The sequence below is a fragment of the Streptomyces sp. NPDC019224 genome, from assembly GCF_040632605.1.
GTDB lineage: Bacteria > Actinomycetota > Actinomycetes > Streptomycetales > Streptomycetaceae > Streptomyces.
Genome location: NZ_JBEYCF010000003.1, coordinates 85,070 through 109,649, shown reverse-complemented (window position 1 = coordinate 109,649; position 24,580 = coordinate 85,070). Strand labels below are relative to the sequence as shown.

General features: G+C 74.2%; 22 protein-coding genes and 1 riboswitch. Of the genes, 13 read left to right on the top strand and 9 right to left on the bottom strand.

Going from position 1 to position 24,580, the window contains the following annotated elements:
- Positions 1–46: 46 nt before the first annotated feature.
- Positions 47–1,012 (bottom strand): 16S rRNA (cytosine(1402)-N(4))-methyltransferase RsmH, encoded by a 966-nt coding sequence (gene rsmH / locus ABZ564_RS03160; protein ID WP_360848573.1) that lies wholly within the window; start codon positions 1,010–1,012, stop codon positions 47–49.
- Positions 1,013–1,390: 378 nt separating this feature from the next.
- Here rsmH and ABZ564_RS03155 point away from each other — a divergent pair, with 378 nt between their 5' ends.
- From ABZ564_RS03155 to ABZ564_RS03140, 4 genes are all read left to right on the top strand, one after another.
- A complete protein-coding gene (locus ABZ564_RS03155; protein WP_360848570.1) occupies positions 1,391–1,924 on the top strand; it encodes a carbonic anhydrase in 534 nt (177 codons plus the stop codon).
- A gap of 365 nt (positions 1,925–2,289) precedes the next feature.
- Positions 2,290–3,336, top strand: a complete 1,047-nt coding sequence (locus tag ABZ564_RS03150) for a MoxR family ATPase (RefSeq protein ID WP_360848567.1) — start codon at positions 2,290–2,292, stop codon at positions 3,334–3,336.
- Positions 3,336–4,709, top strand: coding sequence for a DUF58 domain-containing protein (locus ABZ564_RS03145; protein ID WP_360848564.1), 1,374 nt, complete (start codon positions 3,336–3,338; stop codon positions 4,707–4,709). Before ABZ564_RS03150 ends, ABZ564_RS03145 begins: the two co-directional genes overlap by 1 nt.
- 39 nt (positions 4,710–4,748) lie before the next feature.
- Positions 4,749–7,160 (top strand): DUF3488 and transglutaminase-like domain-containing protein, encoded by a 2,412-nt coding sequence (locus ABZ564_RS03140; RefSeq protein WP_360848561.1) that lies wholly within the window; start codon positions 4,749–4,751, stop codon positions 7,158–7,160.
- A 219-nt stretch (positions 7,161–7,379) separates the two neighbouring features.
- Here the strand turns inward: ABZ564_RS03140 and ABZ564_RS03135 are convergent, their stop codons facing one another.
- From ABZ564_RS03135 to ABZ564_RS03125, 3 genes are all read right to left on the bottom strand, one after another.
- A complete protein-coding gene (locus ABZ564_RS03135) occupies positions 7,380–7,778 on the bottom strand; it encodes a DUF3040 domain-containing protein (protein WP_360848558.1) in 399 nt (132 codons plus the stop codon).
- Positions 7,779–8,062: 284 nt separating this feature from the next.
- On the bottom strand, positions 8,063–8,821 hold the full coding sequence (locus ABZ564_RS03130) for a methyltransferase (RefSeq protein ID WP_360848555.1): 759 nt from the start codon (positions 8,819–8,821) through the stop codon (positions 8,063–8,065).
- A 100-nt stretch (positions 8,822–8,921) separates the two neighbouring features.
- Positions 8,922–9,449 (bottom strand): SAV_6107 family HEPN domain-containing protein, encoded by a 528-nt coding sequence (locus ABZ564_RS03125; protein ID WP_360848552.1) that lies wholly within the window; start codon positions 9,447–9,449, stop codon positions 8,922–8,924.
- 163 nt (positions 9,450–9,612) lie between these two features.
- Between ABZ564_RS03125 and ABZ564_RS03120 the strand changes: the two genes are divergently transcribed.
- The 5 genes from ABZ564_RS03120 to ABZ564_RS03100 all read left to right on the top strand — a co-directional run bounded on the left by ABZ564_RS03120 (position 9,613) and on the right by ABZ564_RS03100 (position 15,666).
- Complete coding sequence (locus ABZ564_RS03120; protein WP_360848549.1) at positions 9,613–10,413, top strand: ATP-binding cassette domain-containing protein; 801 nt, start codon at positions 9,613–9,615, stop codon at positions 10,411–10,413.
- Positions 10,385–12,472 (top strand): YhgE/Pip domain-containing protein, encoded by a 2,088-nt coding sequence (locus tag ABZ564_RS03115; RefSeq protein WP_360848546.1) that lies wholly within the window; start codon positions 10,385–10,387, stop codon positions 12,470–12,472. The genes ABZ564_RS03120 and ABZ564_RS03115 overlap by 29 nt, the downstream gene beginning before the upstream one ends.
- Positions 12,473–12,501: 29 nt before the next feature.
- Complete coding sequence (locus ABZ564_RS03110) at positions 12,502–13,113, top strand: TetR/AcrR family transcriptional regulator (RefSeq protein ID WP_360848543.1); 612 nt, start codon at positions 12,502–12,504, stop codon at positions 13,111–13,113.
- Positions 13,114–13,498: 385 nt separating this feature from the next.
- Positions 13,499–14,116 carry a DUF4126 domain-containing protein gene (locus ABZ564_RS03105; RefSeq protein WP_360848540.1) on the top strand — a complete coding sequence of 206 codons (618 nt, stop codon included), beginning with the start codon at positions 13,499–13,501 and terminating at the stop codon, positions 14,114–14,116.
- Between the two features lie 38 nt (positions 14,117–14,154).
- Entirely contained in the window at positions 14,155–15,666 is a 1,512-nt protein-coding gene (locus ABZ564_RS03100) for an NAD(P)/FAD-dependent oxidoreductase (RefSeq protein ID WP_360848537.1), read from the top strand.
- Between the two features lie 16 nt (positions 15,667–15,682).
- Here ABZ564_RS03100 and ABZ564_RS03095 read toward each other — a convergent pair whose 3' ends face one another.
- From ABZ564_RS03095 to ABZ564_RS03075, 5 genes are all read right to left on the bottom strand, one after another.
- The gene (locus ABZ564_RS03095) at positions 15,683–16,513 is read right to left on the bottom strand and encodes a hypothetical protein (protein WP_360848534.1); all 831 of its coding nucleotides are present in this window, start codon (positions 16,511–16,513) and stop codon (positions 15,683–15,685) included.
- Positions 16,514–16,563: 50 nt separating this feature from the next.
- A complete protein-coding gene (gene metF / locus ABZ564_RS03090) occupies positions 16,564–17,481 on the bottom strand; it encodes a methylenetetrahydrofolate reductase [NAD(P)H] (RefSeq protein ID WP_360848531.1) in 918 nt (305 codons plus the stop codon).
- A 128-nt stretch (positions 17,482–17,609) separates the two neighbouring features.
- Positions 17,610–18,263 (bottom strand): thiamine phosphate synthase, encoded by a 654-nt coding sequence (thiE, locus tag ABZ564_RS03085; protein ID WP_360848528.1) that lies wholly within the window; start codon positions 18,261–18,263, stop codon positions 17,610–17,612.
- A gap of 109 nt (positions 18,264–18,372) precedes the next feature.
- Positions 18,373–18,738 (bottom strand): Rv2175c family DNA-binding protein, encoded by a 366-nt coding sequence (locus ABZ564_RS03080; RefSeq protein WP_360848525.1) that lies wholly within the window; start codon positions 18,736–18,738, stop codon positions 18,373–18,375.
- Positions 18,739–18,804: 66 nt separating this feature from the next.
- Positions 18,805–20,040, bottom strand: a complete 1,236-nt coding sequence (locus ABZ564_RS03075) for an FAD-dependent oxidoreductase (RefSeq protein ID WP_360848522.1) — start codon at positions 20,038–20,040, stop codon at positions 18,805–18,807.
- Positions 20,041–20,139: 99 nt separating this feature from the next.
- Positions 20,140–20,251, top strand: a riboswitch (TPP riboswitch).
- Between ABZ564_RS03075 and thiO the strand changes: the two genes are divergently transcribed.
- The 4 genes from thiO to pknB all read left to right on the top strand — a co-directional run bounded on the left by thiO (position 20,249) and on the right by pknB (position 24,576).
- Positions 20,249–21,424, top strand: coding sequence for a glycine oxidase ThiO (gene thiO, locus ABZ564_RS03070; RefSeq protein ID WP_360848519.1), 1,176 nt, complete (start codon positions 20,249–20,251; stop codon positions 21,422–21,424). Its footprint overlaps the riboswitch before it by 3 nt.
- Positions 21,421–21,639, top strand: coding sequence for a sulfur carrier protein ThiS (gene thiS, locus ABZ564_RS03065; RefSeq protein ID WP_360848516.1), 219 nt, complete (start codon positions 21,421–21,423; stop codon positions 21,637–21,639). Before thiO ends, thiS begins: the two co-directional genes overlap by 4 nt.
- Positions 21,640–21,641: 2 nt before the next feature.
- A complete protein-coding gene (locus ABZ564_RS03060) occupies positions 21,642–22,436 on the top strand; it encodes a thiazole synthase (protein WP_360848513.1) in 795 nt (264 codons plus the stop codon).
- A gap of 184 nt (positions 22,437–22,620) precedes the next feature.
- Positions 22,621–24,576, top strand: a complete 1,956-nt coding sequence (gene pknB / locus ABZ564_RS03055) for a Stk1 family PASTA domain-containing Ser/Thr kinase (RefSeq protein ID WP_360848880.1) — start codon at positions 22,621–22,623, stop codon at positions 24,574–24,576.
- The last annotated feature ends 4 nt before the right edge of the window (positions 24,577–24,580 follow it).

Sequence of the window (24,580 nt, the reverse complement as noted above, 5' to 3'; positions counted from 1 at the left end):
CACCGCGCCGCTCCGTCCCCGCCGGGCGCGGCCGTGCGCCGGCGGCTCACCGCTCGTCCTCGCGGATGCGCTGGGCGCCGCGCAGCCGGGCGGGGGCGGCGCGGCGGTTCTCGGCGACCTCTTCCTCGGTGGGGAGTTCGGCGCCCCGGGTGAGCAGCTTCAGCCGGGGCTGGTAGCGCTCGGGGACGACGGGCAGGCCGGGCGGGGCGGTGTTGGCGGCGCCCGCCGCGAACACCTGCTTGACCAGCCGGTCCTCCAGCGACTGGTACGAGAGGACCGCGATGCGCCCGCCGACGGCAAGGCCGGCGACGGCGGCCGGAATGGCCCGCTCCAGGACCGTCAGCTCGCCGTTGACCTCGATGCGCAGGGCCTGGAAGGTGCGCTTGGCGGGGTTGCCGCCGGTGCGCATGGCGGCCTGTGGCAGGGCTTCGCGGATCAGCTCGACGAGCCGGGCGCTGTTGGTGAAGGGCTCCTTCTCGCGCTCGCGCACGACGGCGGAGACGATCCGCTTGGCCTGCTTCTCCTCGCCGTACGCGCGCAGGATGCGCACCAGTTCGCCCGGCGGGTAGGTGTTGAGGACCTCGGCGGCGCTTATACCGGTCGTCTGGTCCATGCGCATGTCGAGCGGCGCGTCGCGGGCATAGGCGAAGCCTCGGTCGGACTCGTCCAGTTGCATGGAGGAGACGCCGAGGTCGAACAGGATGCCCTGCACCTTGGGGATGCCGAGCCGGTCGAGCACCTCGGGCAGTTCGTCGTACACGGCGTGCACCAGGGTCGCGCGGTCGCCGTAGGGCGCGAGCCGCTCGCCGGAGAGCCGCAGGGCCTCCTTGTCCCGGTCCAGGGCGATCAGCCGGGCGGTGGGGAAGGCGGCGAGCAGTGCCTCGCTGTGTCCGCCCAGGCCGAGGGTGCAGTCGACGACCACGGGGGGCTGGGGGCCCGGCGCCTCCAGAGCCGGTGCCAACAGGTCCAGGCATCGCTGGAGCATCACCGGGACGTGTCGGGTCTGGCTCATGCGCCCTCTCAGGCTCAGCTCCCGGGTGGCGGGACGTACGGCCTGGTCCCCGCCCGCTCGCGAAGGGGAGGTCCGCCGGCGCCGGGGAAGGGGCGTCAGCCGACCGGCGAGCGGGAGAGGGCCGGGCCGTACGTACGCCGCGCACACGGGTAAAAGTTCGAAATGTGCAGGGTGTCGGTAACTTCCCGTCACTTTAGTCCACCCTGCCACTCGATTGATTCCCGATCAATCAACCCGGCAGCGCGTCGACCCCTGTCCGTTCACCCGCGCGGGCGACCGGAGACACACCTGTGGATTACCTCACAACAAGCACCGCTGACGTTTTTTGTCCGCTTCCCCCTCGCACCGGGGCGGGTGGCGGGGGCTAACGTCTTGAGCATGTCGACTTCCTCTCACTCCCCCGCCGAACCCGCCGCCACGGTCACCGACCGCCTGGTCGAGGCGAACGACCGTTACGCCGCAGAGTTCAAGGACCCCGGCATGGACGCCAAGCCGGTGCTCCGGGTGGCCGTGGTCGCCTGCATGGACGCCCGGCTCGACCTCCACCAGGCCCTCGGCCTGTCGCTGGGCGACTGCCACACCATCCGCAACGCGGGCGGCGTGGTCACCGACGACGTCATCCGTTCGCTGGCGATCAGTCAGCGGGCGCTGGGCACGCGCAGCATCGTCCTGATCCACCACACGGGCTGCGGCATGGAGTCGATCACGGAGGACTTCCGCCAGGAGCTGGAGCGGGAGGTCGGACAGCGGCCCTCGTGGGCCGTGGAGGCCTACACGGACGCCGACCAGGACGTGCGCCAGTCGATGCAGCGGGCCCGGACCTCGCCGTTCCTCAAGCACACCGACGACGTGCGCGGTTTCGTCTTCGACGTGACCACCGGCAAGCTGCGCGAGGTCCTGCCGGCCTCCTGACCGGATTCTCCGCGCCGGGCCTTCCGCGCCGGGTCCTCCGTGCCGGATTTTCCGTGCCGGATTTTCCCGACCGGTGGATCGGATTTTCGGCCCGGTCGGCCCGGCCGGGACCGCCCGCAGGGAGCGGATGACCACCTTCCGGTGATGAAATCCTCACCCAATCCGACATATCACCCCTGGTTCTCCACAGGCGAGTGACACGAAGCGGTAACGGCAACAAGAATGCGTGAGTGGCACCCCGTCGGACCTCGTTTCCGGCGCGGTGTCCGCATTTCGGGGTGGGCCGGGCCGCACGACGGCGTCGGCCCGTGACTGGGGAATCCCGTGCTCCTTGGTGAGCGTGGGGCAGGGCCGAGGAGGGCCGGGTGACGACCTATGACGATCGAGCGAGCCTCACAGATCTGACCAGCACCGTCGAACGGGTGCGCAGGTCGATGGAGGCCGTGATCGAGGGGAAGCCCGAGGTCGTACGGCTTTCGCTGACCGTGCTGCTCGCGGAGGGGCACCTCCTGATCGAGGACGTCCCCGGGGTGGGCAAGACCATGCTGGCCAAGGCGCTGGCCCGGTCCGTCGACTGCTCGGTGCGGCGCATCCAGTTCACGCCCGACCTGCTGCCATCGGACATCACCGGTGTGTCCATATACGACCAGCAGCGCCGCGACTTCGAGTTCAAGCCCGGTGCGATCTTCGCCCAGATCGTGATCGGCGACGAGATCAACCGCGCCTCCCCCAAGACCCAGTCCGCGCTGCTGGAGTCGATGGAGGAGCGCCAGGTCACCATCGACGGGCACAGCTACGAGCTGCCCGACCCCTTCATGGTCGTGGCGACGCAGAACCCGGTGGAGATGGAGGGCACGTATCCGCTGCCCGAGGCCCAGCGCGACCGGTTCATGGCCCGGGTCTCGATCGGCTATCCCAGCGCGGAGGCCGAACTCAAGATGCTCGACGTACACGGCGGGCTCTCCCCGCTCGACGACCTCCAGCCCGTGGCACACGCGCACGACATCGTGAAGCTCATCGACGCGGTGCGCGCGGTCCACGTCGCCGAGGCCGTCCGCAGATACGCCGTCCAGCTCGTCGGCGCCACCCGCAACCACCCCGACCTCCGGCTCGGCGCCTCGCCGCGTGCCACGCTGCACCTGCTGCGCGCCGCCAAGGCCTCCGCCGCGCTGGCCGGCCGGGACTACTGCCTCCCGGACGACGTGCAGGCGCTGGCCGTCGCGGTGCTCGCCCACCGGCTGCTGCCCACCGCGCAGGCCCAGCTCAACCGCCGCAGCGCCGAGCAGGTGGTGCTGGAGATCCTCCAGCACACCCCGGTGCCCACGGCCGCGGGCGGCGCCGTCCACGCTCCCCCGCCCCAGGCGGGCCCGGTGTACGGCGGCCCGCAGCAGCCCGGCGCACGGCGTCCGTGATGGCCCCGGCGGGGTCCGTCGCGATGGACGGCAGCGACGACAAGGGCGGTGTACGGGCCGCGCTCGGCGGCCTCACCACCCGCGGACGGTCCTTCCTCGCGGCCGGGACCGCCGCGGCGGTCTGCGCCTACGTGCTGGGCCAGGGGGACCTGCTGCGGGTCGGTCTGCTGCTCGCCGTGCTGCCGCTGGTGTGCGTGACGGTGCTCTACCGGACCCGCTACCGGGTCACGGGCACCCGCAAGCTCTCCCCCTCGCGCGTCCCGGCCGGCTCCGAGGCCCGCGTCCACCTGCGCATGGACAACGTCTCGCGACTGCCCACCGGTCTGCTGATGCTCCAGGACCGGGTGCCGTACGTCCTCGGGCCCCGGCCGCGGTTCGTCCTGGACCGGGTGGAGGCGGGCGGGCGGCGCGAGGTGTCCTACCGGGTCCGGTCCGACCTGCGCGGGCGCTACCCGCTCGGCCCGCTGCAACTGCGGCTGAGCGACCCCTTCGGCATGTGCGAACTGACCCGTTCGTTCAGCGCCTACGACACGCTGGTCGTGGTCCCGCGCACCGAGCCGCTGCCGCCCGTGCGACTGGCGGGCGATGCCTCCGGATACGGCGAGGGGCGCCAGCGGTCCCTGGCACTGGCCGGTGAGGACGACGTGATCCCGCGCGGCTACCGCTACGGGGACGACCTGCGCCGGGTCCACTGGCGCTCCACCGCCCGCTACGGCGAGCTGATGGTGCGCCGCGAGGAGCAGCCACAGCGCGCCAGGTGCACGGTCCTGCTCGACACCCGCCGGACCGCCTACCTGGGGACGGGGCCGGACTCGGCGTTCGAGTGGGCCGTCTCCGGGGCGGCCTCCGCACTGGTGCACATGCTGGAGCGCGGCTTCGCGGTCCGGCTGCTGACGGACGTGGGGGAAGCGATGCCGGGCGAGAGCGAGGGCGGTTTCGCCGGCGCCACCCAGGCCACCGCGGACGCGGCGGGGCTGATGATGGACACCCTCGCGGTGATCGACCACTCCGACGGCGGGGGTCTGTCGCGCGCCTACGACGTGCTGCGCGGGGGCGGCGAGGGGCTGTTGATCGCCTTCCTCGGCGATCTGGACGAGGAGCAGACCGGTGTGGCCACCCGGATGCGGCAGCGCAGCGGCGGGGCCGTGGCCTTCGTCCTGGACAGCGCCGCCTGGGTGAACGACGAATCGCCCGCCACCCGGGAGGCGGCGGGGCGGCGGCTGCGGCGGCTGCGCGAGGCGGGGTGGACGGTGGTGCCGGTGGAACCCGGCGCGCAGCTGGCCGCGCTGTGGCAGCTGGCGGGCCGGCAGGGTGCGCCGACCGGGTCCGGTGCCGCGGCCGGCCCGACGGGATTCTCCGGGGGCTGGGCATGAGGGGGCGGTCATGAGGGGGCTGGGCATGAGGGGGCGGTCATGAGCGGTCGTGGTCGGCTGACGCTGGGCGCCTTCGCGGCGACGCTGATGGCGGCCTGTTCGATGCTGCCGCTGGTGGACGCGAGCAGCTGGATCATGCAGGCGGCGTTCCTGCTGGCCGTGCAGTGCGGGGTGGGTGCGCTGGGCCGCCGGGTACCGGTGCCCCGGCTGCTGACGGTCGCCGCCCAGGCGCTGGTCATGGTGGTGCTGCTGACCGTGGCGTTCGCCCGGGAGCAGGCGGTGGCGGGCGTGCTGCCCGGACCGCAGGCCGTGCGGCAGCTCGCGGACCTGCTGACGGCCGGCGGGGACGACGTCGGGCAGTACGCGATTCCGGCGCCGGCCACCCCGGGCATCCGGCTGATGCTGGTGGGCGGTGTCCTGCTGGTCGGGCTGGCGGTGGACACGCTGGCGGTGACGTTCCGCAGCGCGGCGCCCGCCGGTCTGCCCCTGCTGGCGCTCTACTCGGTCGCCGCCGGGCTGACGGAGGGCGGCGCGGACTGGCTGTGGTTCCTGCTGGCCGCGTGCGGCTATCTGCTGCTCCTGCTGGCCGAGGGGCGGGACCGGCTCTCCCAGTGGGGCCGGGTGTTCGCCGGGGCGGCACGGCCCCGGGGCGGCACGGCCGCCGGGCTCGACGCCTCGGGCGGCAGGGCACTCGCCCCGGTGCGCACGGGGCGGCGGATCGGCGCCCTGGCCCTCGGGATCGCGCTGGTCGTGCCCGCGGCGCTGCCCGCGCTCGACGGCGGCCTGCTGGCCGGTACGAGCGGCGGGGGCGGCAGAGGGGGCGGGGGCGGCACCATCTCCGCGGTGAACCCGCTGGTCTCGCTCCAGGACAACCTCAACCAGCCGGAGAACCGGCAGGTGATGTCGTACCGCACCGACACGAAAAGCCCCGGTGACTTCTATCTGCGCATCCTGGCCCTGGACCAGTTCAACGGGAACGAGTGGCGTGCCTCGACACGACGCCTGCAGGACGTTCCGAAGCGGTTCCCGACGCCGGCCGGTCTCTCCTCCTCCCTCTCCGTGACGGAGGTCAGGACGACCGTCTCGGCGTCCCCCTCGTACAAGCAGACCTATCTGCCGCTGCCCTATCCGGCGGCCGAGGTGCGGGTGGGCGGCCGGTGGCGCTACGAGCCGGAGGGCCGCACCCTCGTGGGTGACGACGGGGAGACCACCGGTGGCGCGCAGTACACGGTGACCAGCCTCGACGTGCAGCCGACGGCCGGCCTGCTCGCCCGCGCGGGCGCGGTGCCGCCCGACCTGTTGCGCGAGTACACCGAGGTGCCCGAGTCGCTGCCGCAGGTGGTCGCGCGCACGGCCGACGAGGTCACGAAGGGCGCCGCCAATCCCTATGAGCGCGCGGTGAAGCTCCAGGACTACTTCGCCACCAACGGCGGGTTCACCTACGACACCTCGGTCGACTCGGGCACCGGCAGCGCGGCGATCGCCCGCTTCCTGAAGGCCCGGCGGGGCTTCTGCGTCCACTTCTCGTTCACGATGGCCGCGATGGCCCGGACGCTGGGGATCCCGGCCCGGGTGGCGGTGGGCTTCACACCGGGCACCGCGCAGGCGGACGGTTCGTACTCGGTCGGGCTGCGCGATGCGCACGCCTGGCCCGAGCTGTACTTCGAGGGCATCGGCTGGACGCGCTTCGAGCCGACGCCGACGCGGGGCTCGGTGCCGTCGTACACCCTGCCGGACGCGCCGTCCGGTGACACGGCGGACCCGGCCCGGCCGGAGGCGGACACCTCGGCGTCGGTCGCCCCCGCGCCGGCCGCGTCGGACAGCTGCCCGGCGCAGATGCGCAAGCAGGGCGAGTGCGGGCAGTCGGCGGCGCCCGGGACGGCCGCGCCGGCGGACCCGGGGCCACCGACAGGCACCGTGCTCGGCGTGGTCGCCGCGGTCGTGCTCGTCCTTCTGCTGCCGCTGCTGCCGATGTGCTGGCGGCTACGGGCTCGGGCCCGCAGGCTGGGTTCCCCGGGCGGCCGCACCCCGGCCGACACGACGGCGCGGACGCTGGCGGTGTGGCAGGAGATCACCGATACGGCGTGGGACCACGGCATCCCCCCGGACGAGGCCCTGACCCCGCGCCGGGCAGCCGAGCGGCTGGTGCGCCTGGGCCGCCTGGACACGGAGGCGTCGGAGGCGGTCCACCGGGCAGCGGGAGCGGTGGAGCAGGTGCTCTACGCCCCGGAGCCGCGCCCGGTATCGGGGCTCGCCGAGGACGCACGGGCGGTACGCGCCGGCCTGGGCCTCGCGGCCGGCCGGCCCGCCCGCCTCCGCGCGCTCGTGGCGCCCCGCTCGGCCGTACGGATGGTCCGGTCCCTCTCGAAGCGCCGCGCGGCCGTAACGGGCCGCTTCCGTCTGCCCGCCCGCCCGGCCTGGTCCCACCGCCCGTCCCGCCAGAAGGGCTGAGGGCGGGGGGCGGGCCTGAGCGTTCAGGACGGTCCGGTCCCCGCGCGTGGCGGGGCCGGCCGCGCCCGGGGGCGCATCGCCCCGTCCCAGGAGGCCACCGCGGGCGTGAGGGGGCGGTCAAGGCCGTCGTCCGGGTGGCCCGGCTCGCCTTCGAGAGGCCACCGCGCGCGTGAGGGGCGGCCGCGTCATGCGCGGCCGCCCCTCACCCGTACGTGCTGTCTACTGTCCCTGCTCGTCGCGGCGGCGCTGCCACCGCTGTTCGATACGGTTCATCACCGACCGGCGCTGCCGGGGCTGCCTGCGGTCGCCCGAACCACCGGTGCGCACCGCCTGCTGCTCGCCGGGCTTGGGCGCCTTGCGCCATCCCGTGACCGCGAGCACCGCGCAGCCCAGCATGACGAGGAAGCCCACCACGCTGATCCAGATCTGCTGAGCGACCATTCCGGCCATGAGGAGCGCGATACCCACCAGAAAGCCAGCAACTGCCTGGTAGACCCGTCGCCGGGTGTACGTACGCAGCCCACTTCCCTCGAGCGCTGTCGCGAACTTGGGATCTTCGGCGTACAGCGCTCGCTCCATTTGCTCGAGCATTCGCTGCTCGTGCTCCGAGAGCGGCACGGAGTCCTCCTCGTCGTCGGCCGCGGGGGGCGGCCGGTATGCGGCCCTTCCAGGATAGGCAGGGAATCGCCCCCGTGAAACCCGCCCTCATTGCCAATCAGCCAGTCCGGGCCGCCACGACGGCTCAGCTGCTGAGGCGTTGATTCCCCAACCTCCGATCCGTCATGCCGGATGGTGTCCCCCGATCATACGGGGCCGGAGCCCCGAACGGGGCTGTCGGTGCGTACTCCGTCTGCCGCTGCGTCGCTGATCAGCCGCACTGCCGCAGGTAACCCTGCAAAGGCTCAGCCGCGCTTGGTGCCCAGGACGTGCAGCTGGGTGGCCACCGAGTGGAACGCGGGCAGTTCGGCGGCGGCGGCCTCCAGCTTGAGCAGGGCCTCCATCGCGCCCGGCTCGGTGTCCACCAGGACTCCGGGGACGAGGTCGGCGAAGACCCGGACACCGTGCACGGCGCCGACCTCGACGTCCGCGGCCGCGACCAGCTCGGTGAGCTGCTCCGCCGTGTACCGCCGGGGCATCGGGTCGCCGTCGCCCCAGCGGCCCTCCGGGTCGCCCAGCGCGTGCCGCGCCTCGTTGAAGTGGCCGGCGAGGGCGCGGGCCAGGACGGCGCCGCCCAGCCCGGCGGCGAGCAGGCTCAGCGCCCCGGCCGGGCGGAGGGCCTCCACCGCGTGCCGTACGCCCTCGGCGGGGTCGTCGACGTACTCCAGGACGCCGTGGCAGAGCACCGCGTCGTACCCCCCGCGCTCCACCACGTCGAACAGGCCGAGGATGTCGCCCTGCACCCCGTGGACCCGGTCGGCGACCCCCGCCTCGGCGGCCCGGCGCTCCAGTGCAAACAGCGCGTTGGGGCTGGGGTCGACGACGGTGACCCGGTGGCCCAGACGGGCGGCGGGCACGGCGAAGTTGCCCGTGCCGCCGCCTGTGTCCAGCACGTCCAGGGCGTCCCGGCCGGTCACCTTCACCCGGCGGTCGAGGGCGTCCTTGAGAACCTCCCAGACCACAGCGGTACGGAGGGAGGCGCGGGGGCGCAGCGGGTCCGACACGGCAGTTGACTCCTCGGCACGGGCCGCCGCGGGGGCGGAGCGTGAACAGCGCAGGTAACAGGTCCTGTCCACACCCTATTGCCTGGCGCCGCCCCCGCGGTCATCCCGCGTCGGGCCGCTCCCCACGCGGCTGCGGGAGCACCGGCTGGAGGACGAGCAGCCGTTCGACGAGGCGCAGGAACGCGGCCGCGTCGCGCAGCAGGTCGTCGGCCTGGCGTCGGCTGGCGGCGCCGGGTATGCCCGCTTCGGCGCGGGCCCGCCGGGCGGCGCCGGAGGCGAACAGGGCGCTCCACTCGGCGAGCTCGGGGGCCAGCTCCGGAAGGATCTCCCAGGCGCTGCGGATCGGCCCCCGGCGCCGGCGCGTGGGCTCGGGGCGGGCCCGCGCGGCGAGCACGGCGGCGGCTGTGCGCAGGGCTGCGAGGTGTGCGGTGGCGTACCGCTCGTTGGGGACGGCGAGGACAGCCGCCTCGTCCAGGCCGGCACGGGCCTGGACGAGGAGATCGAGGGCGGCGGGCGGCGCGGTGGTGCGCCGGACGACGGGGTGGACATCGCGGGCCGGGCCGGTCGGTGAGGAAGCAGGGCCGTCTGCGCGGCGTCGCGGGGCGGCGGCTGCGGACGAGTGGGCCATGACAGAACCTCCTGTCTCGGTAACGGCTTCGTGGCCGTCTGTGTCCATCGTGACGGCCCCCACTGACAATCGACCTCGATCAGCCTCTGGCCTGGGCTTTTGCCTCGATCGCAAGTTCGGGTTACTTTTTGGACTGACCAGTCAGTTCAAAAAAGGAGGGGCCGTGGAGAGTCCGCGCGGGGCATCCGTCACCGCCGAGGACCTGGGACTCGAAGGACCGCGCGGCTGGGCCTTCCGCGACGTGACGTTCAGCGCCGGCCCCGGCTCCCTGATCGCCGTCGAGGGCCCGTCCGGCTCCGGCCGCACCTGCCTGCTGCTCGCTCTCACCGGCCGGATGCGCCCCACCGAGGGCGCGGCGGCGACGGGCGGCCTCGCGCTGCCGCGCCGGGCTGCCGCAGTCCGCCGCATGACGGCCCTGGGCCCGGTGCCCGGGGTCAGCGAGCTGGACCCGGCGTTCACGGTCGCCGAGCACCTGCGCGAACGGGCCCTGCTCCAGCGCCGCTACGGCGGCTCCCCGCGCGCCCTGCTGCGCCCGCCCCGTGAACGGGCCGCCGCCGCGCGGGCCCGGATCGAGGCCGCCCTGGACGCCGCCGGACTCGACCCCGCCACGCTGCCCAAGGCCGAGCGCACCGCCGTGCGCGACCTGGAGCGGCCGGAGGCGCTGCGGCTCTCCGTCGCCCTCGCGCTGATGGGCCGGCCCCGGCTGCTCGCGGTCGACGACACCGATCTGAAGCTGTCCGACGCCGAGCGGGCCGAGGTCTGGGAGCTGCTGCGTTCCGTGGCCGCCGCAGGCACCACCGTGCTCGCCGTCTGCAGCGAGGCTCCCGGGGACGCCGCCACCGTCCGCACGGGCGCCACGCACCCGGGAACCACCGGCACCGCCGAACCGGGGCGGGCCCCGTCCACAGCGACCCCGCACGAGGAGGAACCGGCCGATGCGTTCGCCGAGACTGGCCGCGCTTGAGCTGAGGCGCTTCGGCAGGGGGCGGCTCCCGCGCGCCGCCCTCGCCGCGCTCCTGCTGCTCCCGCTGCTCTACGGAGCCCTGTACCTGTGGTCCTTCTGGGACCCGTACGGCCGTCTGGACCGCATCCCGGTCGCCCTGGTCAACGACGACAGGGGCGCCACCGCCGCCGGAAAGCACCTCGCGGCGGGCGACGAGATCACGGGCAAGCTGCTCGAGTCCAAGGTCTTCGCCTGGCACGAGGTGAGCGCCGAGGAGGCGGACAAGGGCGTCGAGGACGGCACGTACTACCTCTCGCTGCGCGTGCCCGCCGACTTCAGCGAGCGCATCGCCTCCAGCGCGGGCGACTCCCCCGGGACCGGCGCGCTCCAGGTGCGCACGAACGACGCGAACAACTACATCGTCGGGCAGATCTCCCGGACGGTGTTCTCCGAGGTCCGCACGGCCGCGTCGGCCGACGCCTCGCGCGGGTTCCTGGACCGGATCTTCATCGGCTTCTCCGACCTGCACGACCGGACGGCGGAAGCGGCCAGGGGCGCGGCCGGCCTGAAGAGCGGGATCGCCAGGGCGGAGAAGGGCTCGAAGGACCTCGCGGACGGGCTGAAGGACGCCAAGGCCGGCAGCAGCGAGTTGGCCGGCGGGATCGTGAAGCTGGACAAGGGCGCGGGCGACCTGGAGACCGGTTCGCGCCAGGTCGCCGACGGCACCCAGCTCCTCGCCGACAAGGTCAACGGGGTCGCCGCCGACGTGCGCCCGTTCCTGAAGGACAACGGGAAGACCATCGGCGACACCGCCCGGCTGGTCGCCGCCTCGTCGAAGACCGTGCGGGACAACCTGGACCGGCTGGTGAAGACGGCGCCGACCGCCGCCACCGCCGCGCACACCGCCGCCGACGACCTCACCGGGATCCACCGCACCCGCTGCGCGGAGCAGCCGCTCCCCGACCCCACCGTCTGCCCGCCCCTGAAGCGGGCCGTGACGGCGGCGGCGGACGTCGCCGCCGTGGCCGACGACGTCAACGTGCTGGTCAGGAACCAGAACGGGGACCTCAGGAAGCTGCGCGGCCGGCTGACCACCCTGGAGAAGCAGGCGAAGGACCTCGCCGCACGCTCCCCGCACCTGGACGAGGACCTCGAAGCCGCCGTCAAGAAGATCAACGCGCTGAACACCGGCGCGCACCGGGTCGCCGGAGGCGCGGACCGGCTGCACACCGGGCTGGGTACGGCCAGGACCGGCTCGGCCGACCTGAACACGGGTGTCGGCAAGCTCAGGAAGGGCGCCGTCGGCCTGGACAAGGGGATGGTCCGGCTCGGCGACGGTTCCGCCACGCTCGCCCGGGGCCTGGGCGAGGGCGTCGACAAGATCCCCGACTACGGCAAGAAGGACCGCGACGCCCGTACGGCGGTCATGGCCGATCCCGTACGGCTGGCCTCCCAGTCGCTGCACTCCGCCCCGAACTACGGCACGGGTTTCGCGCCCTACTTCATCCCGCTCTCGCTCTGGGTCGGCGCCATGGTGGCGTACATGCTGATCCAGCCGCTCAGCCGGCGCGCCCTGGCCGCCGGGGCGCCGGCCCGGCGGATCGCCCTCGCGGGCTGGCTGCCGGTGGCCGGGATCGGGCTGCTCCAGGTGGCCGCGCTGATGTCCGTCCTGCACTGGGGTCCCGGCCTCGACATGGCGCACCCGGCGGGCACGCTCGGCTTCCTGGCGCTGGTCACCTGCTGCTTCGCGGCGATCGTGCAGTGGCTGAACGCCTGCTTCGGGGCGGCCGGGCGCATCCTGGTCCTCGCGCTGCTGATGCTCCAGCTGACCTCGGCCGGCGGCACCTACCCCGTCCAGACCAGTCCCGGCTTCTTCAACGCGATCCACCCCTACCTGCCGATGAGCTACGTCGTCGAGGGGCTGCGCCGGCTGATCACGGGCGGCGGACCCGGCCCCGTCCGGCAGGGCTGCGTGGTCCTCGTGGCCTTCACCGCCGGGGCGCTCGCGCTGACCGCCCTGTCGGCCCGCCGCAAGCAGATGTGGACCCTGGAGCGGCTGCATCCGGAGCTGAGCCTGTGAGCCGGCCCGGACCTGTGAGAATCAGGAGCATGGAAAGCAGTAGCAGCACGCGCCGCCAGGCCACCCGGCAGAGGCTCTACGAAGCGGCCGTCACCCTCATCGCCGAGAAGGGTTTCTCGGGGACCACGGTGGACGAGATCGCCGACCGGGCCGGGGTCGCCAAGGGCACGGTCTACTACAACTTCAAGAGCAAGACCGAACTCTTCGAGGAGCTGCTGCGCCACGGCGTCGGACTGCTCGCCGCCTCCCTGCGCACGGCGGCCGAGGAGACCGGCGCACGCGGCGGCAGCCGGGTCGAGGCGCTGGACGCCATGATCCGGGCCGGCCTGGTCTTCATCGACCGCTACCCCGCCTTCACCCAGCTGTACGTGGCCGAGCTGTGGCGCACCAACCGGGCCTGGCAGTCCACCCTGCTGGTGGTGCGCCGCGAGGCGGTCGCCGTGGTGGAGGGCGTCATCGCGGAAGGGGTGGTGAACGGCGAGCTGAGCGAGGAGATCGACGTCCCGCTGACGGCGGCGGCGCTGGTGGGGATGGTGCTGGTGGCGGCCCTGGACTGGCAGGCGTTCCAGCCGGAGCGCTCGATCGACGACGTGCACTCGGCGCTGTCGCTGCTGCTGCGCGGCCGCGTCAGCGGGCACTGAGCCGCGCCCCGTACGCGGAAAGCACCGCTGTACGGAAGCGCGACGCCCTACGCACGAAGGCGCCGGCCGGGCGGGCCCGGATTTCCGAGCCCGCCCGACCGGCGCCTTCCGTGCTGCCGGAGGACCTTCCCCCGTGACCCCGTGTCCCCCGTGGTCCCGAAGTCCTCCGCCGCGCACCCCCGTTCGGAAGGAGGCGCCGCCGCTTCACCGCCGCCCCGTGCCGGCGGTGGCGGGGCGGTGCCCCTTCCGTGCCGACCACTCTGCCGTCCGGGCAGGTCGCGGCCCATCCGTGCGGCTACTCATCCCGCATCCTGAGTACGGGTACTCAGAGCCGGCACGCCCGCGCCCTGCCGCGATGCCGGTCCCCCTGGCTACCATCGCGTCCGTGTCCGTACTCCCTCTGGTGTTCACGAGCGGCTGGGCGAGCGGGATCAACGCGTACGCGGTGGTCCTCCTGCTCGGCGTGTTCGGCGCGACCGGTGTCAGCGACGAGGTGCCCGCCTCGCTCCAGCGCACCGACGTGCTCGCGGTCGTCGCGGTGCTCTTCCTCTGCGAGGCGGTCGCGGACAAGATCCCGTACGTGGACACCGCCTGGGACGCGGTGCACACGTTCGTCCGGCCGCTCGCGGGCGCGGTCGTGGCGGCGCTGCTGGCCGGGGAGAGCGGTTCACTGCCGGAGGTCGCGGCCGGTGCCCTCGGGGGTTCCACCGCACTGGTGAGCCATCTGGTGAAGGCCGGTACGCGCATGGCGGTCAACACCTCCCCCGAGCCGTTCAGCAACATCGCGCTGAGCGTCGCCGAGGATCTGGGGGTCGCGGGGATCATCACCTTCGCGATCTTCCATCCCTGGATCGCGGCGAGCCTCGCCGGGACGCTCCTCGTCCTCGGCCTGGTGCTCGTGGTCTTCCTGGCCTCCCGCATCCGCCGGTTCCGGCGCCGCAGGGCGCAGCGCCGCGAGGAGAAGCGCCGGGCGCGGCCGGCCTTCCCGGCGCCGCCGACCTGACGGCCGGGGTGCCGGGGGCGGCCGTTAAGGTCGCATCCATGGCACGAATTGCGGTGATCGGCGCCGGGATGGGCGCGATGGCGGCGGCGGCCCGGCTGGCCGTGGCAGGCCACCGGGTGACGGTGTACGAGCGGTCCGGTACGTACGGCGGCTCGCTCGGGCAGCACTCCGAGGAGGGCTTCTCGTTCGACACGGGGCCCGGGCTGCTCCATCTGCCCGCGGTCTACCGGGACCTGTTCGTGAAGACCGGCAAGGAGCCGCTGGAGCGGTGCGTCACGCTGACCCAGGTGGACCCCGCGAGCCGGCACGTCTTCGCCGACGGCACCGCCGTCTCGCTGCCGAACGCCTCGCGCGCCGGCACCGTCGCCGCCCTGGACGCCGCGCTCGGCGGTGGGGCGGGCGCGAAGTGGGGTGCCTTCCTGGACCGGGCCAGGGACGCCTGGGACCGCTCGCGGCGGCCGCTCCTGGAGGAGCCGTTGCGCCCCGACTGGCAGGTGCTGGGCCGTGACCCGTATCCGGCCGAGGAGCGCCGGCGGCTGCTGCGCCCGGCGCGGCGGGCGGGGACGGTGGCGGAGATCGGCTCCTGGGAGCTGGCGGACCCCCGGCTGGCCGCCCTCCTCGACGGGTACGCCCTGGCGTACGACCTGGACCCGCTGCGTGCCCCGGCGGGTGCGGCCCTGCTGCCGTACATGGAGGAGACGTTCGGCAGCTGGTACGTCATGGGCGGCATGCGGGCGCTGGCCCGGGCGGTGTACGAGCGGTGCCTGACCCGGCGGGTGGAGTTCGTCTTCGGCGCCGAGACGGTCCGGGTCGTCGAGAAGGACGGCCGCGCGGCGGGCGTGGAGCTGGCGGACGGAACGGTCGCGGAGGCGGAGCACGTGGTGCTGGGGGCGCGGCCGTGGCCCGGTCTGGTGCCGGGGCGGGAGCTGTGGGCCGAGGGGGACGTGGCGCCGCGAGCGGACGGAACCGGCGCGAGCGGCCGGTTCGTGGTGATGCTGTCGCTGCGCGGCGGCCGGCCCGCGGACGCCGTGCACCGGACCGTGGTGCACCCGGCCGACGGGGCGGCCGAGCGCGAGGCGGTGTTCGGGGGCCGGACCGCCGCGCACCCCACGGTGACCGTGCTGCGCCCCGACGACCCGTCGACCCGCCCCGGCGCGGAGCACGAGGCGGTGACGCTGATCGCGACGGTGGCCCCGCACGGCCCGGTGGACTGGACGGACGAGGCGCTGCGGACGCGGTACGCGGACACGCTGACCGAGGTGGCGTGCGCGGCGGTGCCGGACCTGCGCGAGCGGGTGCTGCGGACCCGGGTGCGGACGCCCGCCGAGACCGCGGCGGACACCGGCGCCGAGGGCGGTGCCGTCCCGGCCCCGGCGCTCGCGGGGGCCGGGGGCGCGTTCCTGCGCGCCGCCAACCGGACCCGGCTGCCGGGTCTGTTGCTGGCCGGCGGCTGGTCGCATCCGGGCGGCGGGCTCGCGCACGCGGGCATGTCCGGTGCGCTGGTCGCGGGGACCGTGGTGGAGGGGGACGGCTTCCGCGGCTCGCGGTGAGCGGTGGGGTGAGCCGTCAGTAGCGGTACTGCTCGTTGTGGCCGGTGTCGTAGCCGTTGGGGTACGGGGCCGGCTGGGCGGCGGGCCGCGGCGGGTACTGCTCGCCCTCGCGCTGCTGCGGCACCCAGACACCGCCCGGCGGCGTCTCCGCCCCATAGGCGTCGGCCTGCCCGTACGGGGCGCTGTGCTGCTGCCGGTCGCCGTAACCGTCGTAGGTGCCGTAGCCCTCGTACGAGCCGTACTGCGGGGCGCTCGCGGTGGTGCCGATGTACGGGTCGGAGTAGGCGGCGTAGCTCTGCGGGTCCGTGCCGTAGTCGTACTGCCCGGCGCCGGCGTAGCCGTCCTCGTTCCGGGACTGCTGGGCCGGGTACGGGTCGTAGCCCGGCGCGCCCTGGGGCTCCTGGGCGGGCCGCTGCGGCGCGGGATCGGTGTAGACGCCGTACCGGCCGGTGTCGTCGGGCATCGGCTCGGTCTCGTAGACCGCGGCCGGGGCGGCCGGGGCGCCGCCCTCGTACTCCACCTCCAGGCCGGAGACCTCCAGGGTGGGCTTGCGGTCGCCCCCGCCGCGCCTGCGGCGGCGGCTCTCGCCGGGCCTGCCCCCTATCGCCCAGCCGGTGGAGAAGCCCTTGCGGAACGAGAGCGTGACGTAGGTCTGGCCGGTGGCGAAGGCGACCGCGCCGAGGGCGATGACGGGCACGGACGGCATCAGGACGCCGATGACCACCCCGACGAAGCCGGTGAAGGCGAGGAGCCGCCAGCGCAGCCGCGCCTTGTACTGCAGCAGCACCTCACCGAGCAGCCACAGCGCGACGACACCGAACGCGATGTAGAGGACCGTCCAGCCCATGCCCGCCCCCTTCTACGGCCACCGCCCCGGATCATGGCGGGTACGGCCGGTCACGACTGCTTGTGCAGTCCGAGATTCTCGTAGATCTCGAGCGTCGCAGTCGAGTTGTTCAGCGTGATGAAGTGCAGTCCGGGCACACCCTCGGAGAGCAGCTTCGCGCTGAACCGCGTTGCGAAGTCGATGCCAATGGAGCGTACAGCGGCGGGGTCGTCCTTGGCGGCGAGGATGCGCTCTTTCAGCTCGGCGGGCAGCGTCGCGTTGCTGAGCTGGGGGAACCGCTCCAATTGCCGGACGTTGGTGACCGGCATGACCTCGGGGATGATCGGCGTGTCGCAACCGGCGGCGACCACCCGGTCACGCATCCGGAGATATGCCTCCGGATCGAAGAACATCTGCGTGATCGCGTAGTCGGCGCCCGCGCGGCACTTGTCCACGAAGTGCCGGATGTCGGTGTCCCAGTCGGTGGAGCGCGGGTGTCGCTCGGGGAACGCGGCGACGCCGACGCAGAAGTCGCCGGCCTCCTTGATCAGCCGGACCAGGTCCGCCGCGTACTTCACGCCCTGCGGGTGCTCGACCCAGGGGCCCATCGGGTCGCCCGGCGGGTCGCCGCGCACGGCGAGGATGTTCCGGATGCCGGCGTCCGCGTACTGGCCGACCATGTTGCGCAGTTCGGCGACGGAGTGGTCGACCGCCGTGAGGTGCGCGACCGGGGTGAGCGTGGACTCGGCGGCGATGTCCTGGGTGGCCTTCACCGTGCCGGCGCGGGTGGAGCCGCCGGCCCCGTACGTCACGGAGACGAAGCTCGGCGCGACGGCCTCGACCCGGCGCAGCGCGTTCCACAGGTTGCGCTCGCTCTTCTCGGTTTTGGGCGCCCAGAACTCGAACGAGTACGAGGTCTCGCCGGTCGCGAGCATCTCACGCACGGTGCGCGCGTGATCTGTCCTGGTGGAGGGTGTGCCAAGGGCCATACGGGCAGGTTAACCAGGGCGGGGCGGACTCCCCACCGAAGAGGAGTCATTTGCCGGAATTGATCTGATTCTTGTCCACCCCTCGGACAATCCGTCCCAGGGTGGCCGCACCCCGCCCGCCCCTCCGGTCAGACCCCGGCGCGCTCGCGGACCCTGCGCGCCAGCTCGGCGGCGGCGGTGCCGGGATCGGACGCCTCGGTGAGGGCCCGCACGACGACGATCCGGCGGGCTCCGGCGTCCAGCACCTGATCGAGGTTGCCCGCGTCGATGCCCCCGATGGCGAACCAGGGGCGTGCGGGGGCGAGCGAGGCGGCGTAGCGCACGAGGTCCAGGCCGGGGGCGGGCCGGCCGGGCTTGGTGGGGGTGGGCCAGCAGGGGCCGGTGCAGAAGTAGTCCACGCCGGGCTCGGCGGCGGCGGCGTCGACCTCGGACTCGGCGTGCGTGGAGCGGCCGATGAGCGGCTCCCGGCCGATGATCGCGCGGGCCGCGGGCACCGGCAGGTCGCCCTGGCCCAGGTGCAGCACGTCGGAGCCGATGGCGTGGGCCACGTCCGCCCGGTCGTTGACGGCGAGGAGCTTGCCGTGGCGCTTGCAGGCGTCCGCGAGGACGGCGAGGTGGTCGAGCTCCTCGGCGGCCTCCATGCCCTTGTCGCGCAGCTGGACGATGTCCACGCCGCCGGCGAGCACCGCGTCGAGGAACTCGGGCAGGTCGCCCTGGCGCCTGCGGGCGTCCGTGCACAGGTAGAGCCGGGCGTCGGACAGCTGCGCGCGAGGCGTGGACATGGTGCGGTTCCCCCCGGGGAAGACGGTGGACGGCGGATCGGTGGTGCGGCACGGGGAAGCGGGCCGCTCGCTCACGCGGCGCGGCCCGCTTCCCCGGTGGTGCGGTCGGTCAGACGGCGAGCGCCTGGGCGCGGCGCTTCACCTCCGTGCCGCGATTCTCACTCAGCGCCTGCGCGGGGGTGCCCGGCAGGGTCGGGTCGGGGGTGAAAAGCCATTCGAGCATCTCCTCGTCGGAGAAGCCGTCGTCCCTCAGGAGCGTCAGGGTCCCGGCGAGGCCCTTGACCACCCGGCTGCCGTCGATGAAGGCGGCCGGCACCTGGAGCGCCCGGTTCTCACCACGGCGTACGGCGATGAGCTGGCCCTCCTTGACCAGCTGCCGCACACGCGTCACCTCGACATCGAGCATTTCCGCGATGTCGGGCAGGTGGAGCCAGGCAGGGACGAGAGCATCGATCTTTGCGTCAATCTCGGTCACGGGGACAAGCCTGCCATCCCGGACTGACAGCTGAAACCCGGACGCGGCCCTTCAGGGGCGAACCGCCTACGGCAGGACCGTCGACTTCAGCGGTACGGAGGGGTCCGCGGCCCGTTCGGCGTCGATCCGGGCCCCCGCCTCGACGAGCCGGCGCCCCTGGGCGAGGTCGCGCGGGCGGCCGACCGCGAGCACCGCGACCAGGACCCCCTCGCGCAGCCAGCACACGGACCAGGCGGGCCCGGCCGGGTCGCCGCGCCACAACAGGGCGTCCGCGTCCGCGTGGTGGCCGGCGTACTGCACGAACCGGCCGAACTGCTCGGACCAGAAGTAGGGCACGGGGTCGTAGGGCGGGATGTCCGCCGCGTCCTCCGCCGCGATGTGGGCGGCGGCGGTCCGGGGGCCCTGGAGGGCGTTGTCCCAGTGGTGGACGACCAGACGGGTGCCGTAGCGCGCGGAGGGGAAGGAGGCGCAGTCGCCGACGGCGTACACATCGGGCAGCGAGGTGCGCAGCGCCGCGTCGGCGGTCACCGATCCCTCGGGGCCGAGCGCGATACCGGAGCCCGCGAGCCAGCCGGTGGCGGGACGGGCGCCGATGCCGACGACGACCGCGCCGGCCGGGAGGGTGCGGCCGTCGGTGAGGACCACCGCGCCGGGCTCGACGCGGGCCACCCGGGCGCCGGTGAGGAGCCGGGCGCCGCTCTGCTCGTACCAGTCGGCCATCGGGGCCGCGACCTCGGCGGGCAGGGCGCCGGCCAGTGGCCGGTCCGCGGCCTCCACGACGGTGACCTCGCAGCCGGCGGCACGGGCGGCGGTGGCGAATTCGGCGCCGATCCAGCCCGCGCCGACGACCACGACGGGGTGCCCCGCTTCGAGGACGGGCCGCAGCCGGGCCGCGTCGTCGAGGGTGCGCAGCAGATGGACGCCGGGCACGCCGTCGGAGCCGGGCAGGGCGACGGGTTCGGCGCCGGTGGCGAGGACCAGGACGTCGTAGGGGACCGGGCCGGCCGTGGTGTCCAGTTCGTGGTCCCCGGCGCGCACGCCGGTGACCTCGCAGCCCAGGCGCAGGGCGATGCCGAGCGCCTCGAAGTCGATGTCGAAGGCGGACTCCTCGGCCTTGCCGAGCAGCACCGCCTTGGACAGCGGGGGCCGGTCGTAGGGCTGGTGGGGTTCGGCGCCGATCAGGGTGACGGGGCCGGTGAAGCCCTGTTCCCGCAGGGCGACCGCCGTCTGGACGCCCGCCATGCCCGCCCCGGCGACGACGACCCGGCGCTCCGTCCGCTCTGCCCGCTGCTGCTCGCTCACCTGTCCACCTTACGTACCTGACGGCGCGTCAGAGAAGCGGCCGCGCATCCACCGCCCTCCCTGCCCGCGCCGCGGGTGAGGTCGTTAGGGTGGCCACCGTAAGACACTCGCGGGAGCCCGGACGCACCGGGCTGAGAGGGAGGCTGGCGGCCTCCGACCGTACGAACCTGATCCGGGTCATGCCGGCGAAGGGAGGGGCTGGACGCACATGCGCACCCATCGCACCGAGGGGGCCGACGTCCTCGTCGTCGGGGGCGGCATCATCGGCCTGGTGACCGCCTGGCGGGCCGCGCAGCGCGGCCTGTCCACCGCGCTCGCCGACCCCGAGCCGGGCGGCGGGGCGGCCCGGGTCGCGGCCGGGATGCTGGCCGCCGTCACGGAGCTGCACTACGGCGAGGAGACGCTGCTCGGGCTCAACCTCGCGTCGGCCCGGCGCTATCCGTCGTTCACGGCCGAGCTGGAGGAGGCGAGCGGGCGGGACATCGGCTTCCGCGCCTGCGGCACCCTGGCCGTCGCGCTGGACGCCGACGACCGCGCCCATCTGCGCGAACTCCACGAGCTGCAACGCCGCTCGGGCCTGGAGTCGGAGTGGCTGACCGGGCGCGAGTGCCGCCGCCTGGAGCCGATGCTCGCCCCGGGCGTGCGCGGCGGGCTGCGGGTGGACGGCGACCACCAGGTCGACCCGCGCCGGCTGGCCGCCGCGCTGCTGACCGCGTGCGAACGGGCCGGGGTGGTCTTCCACCGCCGCCGCGCCGACCGCCTCTCGGTGGTCGCGGACCGGGCCGCCGGGGCGGTGCTCGACGACGGTACGGAGGTGGCCGCCGACCAGGTCGTGCTCGCGGCGGGCAGTCTCAGCGGCCGGCTCGCCGGGGTGCCCGCCCACGCCCTGCCGCCGGTCCGTCCCGTCAAGGGCCAGGTGCTGCGCCTCACCGTGCCCCAGGCCTACGCCCCCTTCCTCTCCCGCACCGTGCGGGCGGTGGTCCGGGGCAGCCAGGTCTACCTCGTGCCGCGCGAGAACGGCGAGCTGGTCGTGGGCGCCACCACCGAGGAGATGGGCTGGGACACCACCGTCACGGCGGGCGGGGTCTACGAGCTGCTGCGCGACGCCCACGATCTGGTGCCCGGCATCACCGAACTGCCGCTGACCGAGACCCGTGCCGGGCTGCGCCCCGCCTCCCCCGACAACGCCCCGCTGCTCGGCCGCACCGCCCTGCCCGGCCTCCACCTCGCCACCGGTCACCACCGCAACGGCGTGCTGCTCACCCCCGTCACCGGGGACGCCATGGCCTCGCTGCTGGCCGACGGCGAGCTGCCCGAGGCGGCCCGCCCCTTCTCCCCCGGTCGGTTCCCACCCGCCCCCGCACCCCAGGAGCAGCCCGCATGACCGAGCCCACCCCGCTCACCGTGTCCGTGAACGGCGCACCGGTCGCCGTCGCCGCGGGCACCACCCTGGACGCCCTCGTCGCGACGCTGACCGACGCGCCGACGGGGGTGGCCGCCGCGCTCAACGAGACCGTCGTGCCGCGCGGCCAGTGGCCCGCCGCCGCGCTCGCCGACGGCGACCGGGTCGAGGTCCTGACCGCGGTCCAGGGGGGCTGACCGTGTCCGACGACCTCTTCACCCTCGGCGGCACCGACTTCACCTCGCGGCTGATCATGGGCACCGGCGGGGCGCCCAGCCTGGAGGTGCTGGAGCGGTCCCTGACCGCGTCCGGCACCGAGCTGACCACCGTCGCCATGCGCCGGCTCGACCCGACCGTGCAGGGCTCGGTGCTCTCCGTGCTGCGGAAGCTGTCCATCCGGGTGCTGCCGAACACCGCCGGCTGCTACACCGCCGGCGAGGCCGTGCTCACCGCCCGCCTCGCCCGCGAGGCGCTGGGCACGGACTGGGTCAAGCTGGAGGTGGTGGCCGACGAGCGCACCCTGCTGCCCGACCCCGTCGAGCTCCTGGAGGCCGCCGAGACGTTGGTGGACGACGGTTTCACCGTGCTGCCGTACACCAACGACGACCCGGTCCTGGCCCGGAGGCTGGAGGACGTGGGGTGCGCGGCGGTCATGCCGCTCGGCTCCCCCATCGGCTCCGGCCTGGGCATCCGCAACCCGCACAACTTCCAGCTGATCACCGAGCGGGCCCGGGTGCCGGTGATCCTGGACGCGGGCGCCGGGACGGCATCGGACGCCGCGCTCGCCATGGAACTGGGGTGCTCGGCCGTGATGCTCGCCTCGGCGGTGACCCGCGCCCAGGAGCCGGAGCTGATGGCCGCCGCGATGCGCCACGCGGTGGAGGGCGGGCGGCTCGCGTACCGGGCCGGTCGCATCCCGCGCCGCCACTTCGCCGAGGCGTCGTCGCCGACGGCCGGGCGGGCGGTGCTCGATCCGGAGCGCCCGGCGTTCTGAACGCCGCCCGGGCCGCCCCGGTCCGGGCCGACGTGCCGGAATCCACAGTTCCGGGGTCCTGGGACCGCTGGAGGCCGGGATTCCGGCCCCGGGCCGCGCGCCCCTGTCACGGCTCGGCTGCAGTACTGCCCCGGGTTCGCTCCACGGCGGCGGGCCTGTCCGCGGCGGCTCGTAGACTCGCATGGTGGATACGACCCTCCAGGACCCCCTCGTCGGGCAGCTGCTCGACGGCCGCTACCGCGTCGATGCCCGCATCGCCGTGGGCGGCATGGCCACGGTCTACCGGGCCATGGACACGCGGCTCGACCGGGTGCTCGCCCTCAAGGTGATGCACCCGGCGCTCGCGACCGACGCCTCGTTCGTCGAGCGCTTCATCCGCGAGGCCAAGTCGGTGGCGCGTCTCGACCACCCCAACGTGGTCGGGGTCTTCGACCAGGGCGCCCAGGGTCAGTACGTCTACCTGGCGATGGAGTACGTCGCCGGCTGCACGCTGCGCGATGTGCTGAGCGAGCGCGGCGCGCTCCAGCCGCGGGCCGCGCTGGACATCCTGGAGTCGGTGCTCGCCGCCCTCGGCGCGGCGCACCGGGCGGGCTTCGTGCACCGCGACATGAAGCCGGAGAACGTGCTGATCGGGGACGACGGCCGGGTCAAGGTCGCCGACTTCGGCCTGGTCCGGGCCGTGGACGCGGTGACGAACACCACCGGGACGATCCTCGGCACCGTCTCGTACCTGGCCCCCGAGCAGATCGAGCGCGGCACGGCGGACACCCGCGCCGACGTGTACGCCTGCGGGGTCGTGCTGTACGAGATGCTGACCGGCGACAAGCCGCGCGACGGGGAGTCCCCCGCCCAGGTCATCTACCAGCATCTGAACGAGGACGTGCCACCCCCGTCGGCGGTCGTCCCCGGCCTCGCGCCCGAGCTCGACGAGCTGGTGGCGAGCGCCACCGCCCGTTCTCCCGAAGCCCGCCCGTTCGACGCGGTGGCGCTGCTCGCCGAGGCCCGCCGGGCACGCGCCGCCCTCACGGACGAGCAGCTCGACGCCGTACCGCCGCGGGCCCTGACCGGGACGCGGGACGAGGCCGGGGGCGAGGGCCGGGACGGGGAGGCGGAGCAGAGCGACGCCCGGACGACGGTGATCCCCCGGGCGCTCCCCACGGACCTGGGCACCGCCCACCACACCAACCGGCTGGAGATGCCCCCGCCGCCGGAGCACCCGCTGCCGCCACGGCGGACCGGGCCGCTCGGCGGTCCGCGGCGCGGGCTGATCGCGGCGGTCCTGGCGGTGCTGCTGGTCCTGGGAGTCGGCGGCGGCGTCTGGTACATCAACTCCGGGCAGTTCACCAAGGTCCCCTCGCTGCTGGGCCAGACCGAGAAGGCGGCCGAGGAGCGGCTCTCGGACGCCGGTCTGGAGCTGAAGGGTGTGAAGCGTGCCTTCAGCGACACCGTCGACCGGGGCAAGGTGATCGACAGCGACCCCGAGTCGGGCGCGCGGATCAGGGACAACGGCTCGGTCTCGCTCGTCGTCTCGCGCGGCCCCGAGATCGTCGAGGTGCCCGACGTGGTGGGCGTCCGGCTCGCGGAGGCCAAGCGGCAGCTGAAGGAGGCGGGCCTGCTCCCGGGCATGGTCACCGAGGAGTTCAGCGAGGACATGGCGGCCGGCGAGGTGGTGCGCACGGCTCCCGGGGCGGGCACCGAGCGCCACCCGGACTCTGCGGTCGCGATCGTGGTCTCCAAGGGCAGCCCCGTCGCCGTCCCGGACGTCACCGGGCTCTCCGTCGACGACGCCACCGACGCGCTGGCCGACGAGGGCCTGAAGGCGGAGGTGGAGCCCGGGCGGGTGCACTCGCCCGAGGACGAGGGCGACATCGCCCGCCAGTCGCCGGCCGAGGGCACCGAGGCGGCCGAGGGCGACACCGTGAAGCTGACGGTCTCCGACGGGCCGCGGATGATCGACGTGCCGGACGTGGTCGGCAAGGACGTGGACGACGCCAGCGACGAACTGGAGGCGGCGGGCTTCGAGGTCCACCTCGATCGCGGGTTCCTCTCCTTCAGCGACAAGGTCTCCAGCCAGTCCGTGGACGGCGGCGACCGGGCCCCCGAGGGCAGCACCATCACCATCAAGACCAAGGGACTTTGACATC

What these genes read in the sequence shown, in the direction of transcription:
- ABZ564_RS03115 (WP_360848546.1), top strand. Translation starts at nt 10,385, where the DNA reads ATGCGTTCGCCGAGACTGGCCGCGCTTGAGCTGAGGCGCTTCGGCAGG.
- ABZ564_RS03100 (WP_360848537.1), top strand. Translation starts at nt 14,155, where the DNA reads ATGGCACGAATTGCGGTGATCGGCGCCGGGATGGGCGCGATGGCGGCG.
- ABZ564_RS03110 (WP_360848543.1), top strand. Translation starts at nt 12,502, where the DNA reads ATGGAAAGCAGTAGCAGCACGCGCCGCCAGGCCACCCGGCAGAGGCTC.
- thiO (WP_360848519.1), top strand. Translation starts at nt 20,249, where the DNA reads ATGCGCACCCATCGCACCGAGGGGGCCGACGTCCTCGTCGTCGGGGGC.
- ABZ564_RS03145 (WP_360848564.1), top strand. Translation starts at nt 3,336, where the DNA reads ATGGCCCCGGCGGGGTCCGTCGCGATGGACGGCAGCGACGACAAGGGC.
- metF (WP_360848531.1), bottom strand. Translation starts at nt 17,481, where the DNA reads ATGGCCCTTGGCACACCCTCCACCAGGACAGATCACGCGCGCACCGTG.
- thiE (WP_360848528.1), bottom strand. Translation starts at nt 18,263, where the DNA reads ATGTCCACGCCTCGCGCGCAGCTGTCCGACGCCCGGCTCTACCTGTGC.
- rsmH (WP_360848573.1), bottom strand. Translation starts at nt 1,012, where the DNA reads ATGAGCCAGACCCGACACGTCCCGGTGATGCTCCAGCGATGCCTGGAC.
- ABZ564_RS03095 (WP_360848534.1), bottom strand. Translation starts at nt 16,513, where the DNA reads ATGGGCTGGACGGTCCTCTACATCGCGTTCGGTGTCGTCGCGCTGTGG.
- ABZ564_RS03140 (WP_360848561.1), top strand. Translation starts at nt 4,749, where the DNA reads ATGAGCGGTCGTGGTCGGCTGACGCTGGGCGCCTTCGCGGCGACGCTG.
- ABZ564_RS03125 (WP_360848552.1), bottom strand. Translation starts at nt 9,449, where the DNA reads ATGGCCCACTCGTCCGCAGCCGCCGCCCCGCGACGCCGCGCAGACGGC.
- ABZ564_RS03155 (WP_360848570.1), top strand. Translation starts at nt 1,391, where the DNA reads ATGTCGACTTCCTCTCACTCCCCCGCCGAACCCGCCGCCACGGTCACC.
- thiS (WP_360848516.1), top strand. Translation starts at nt 21,421, where the DNA reads ATGACCGAGCCCACCCCGCTCACCGTGTCCGTGAACGGCGCACCGGTC.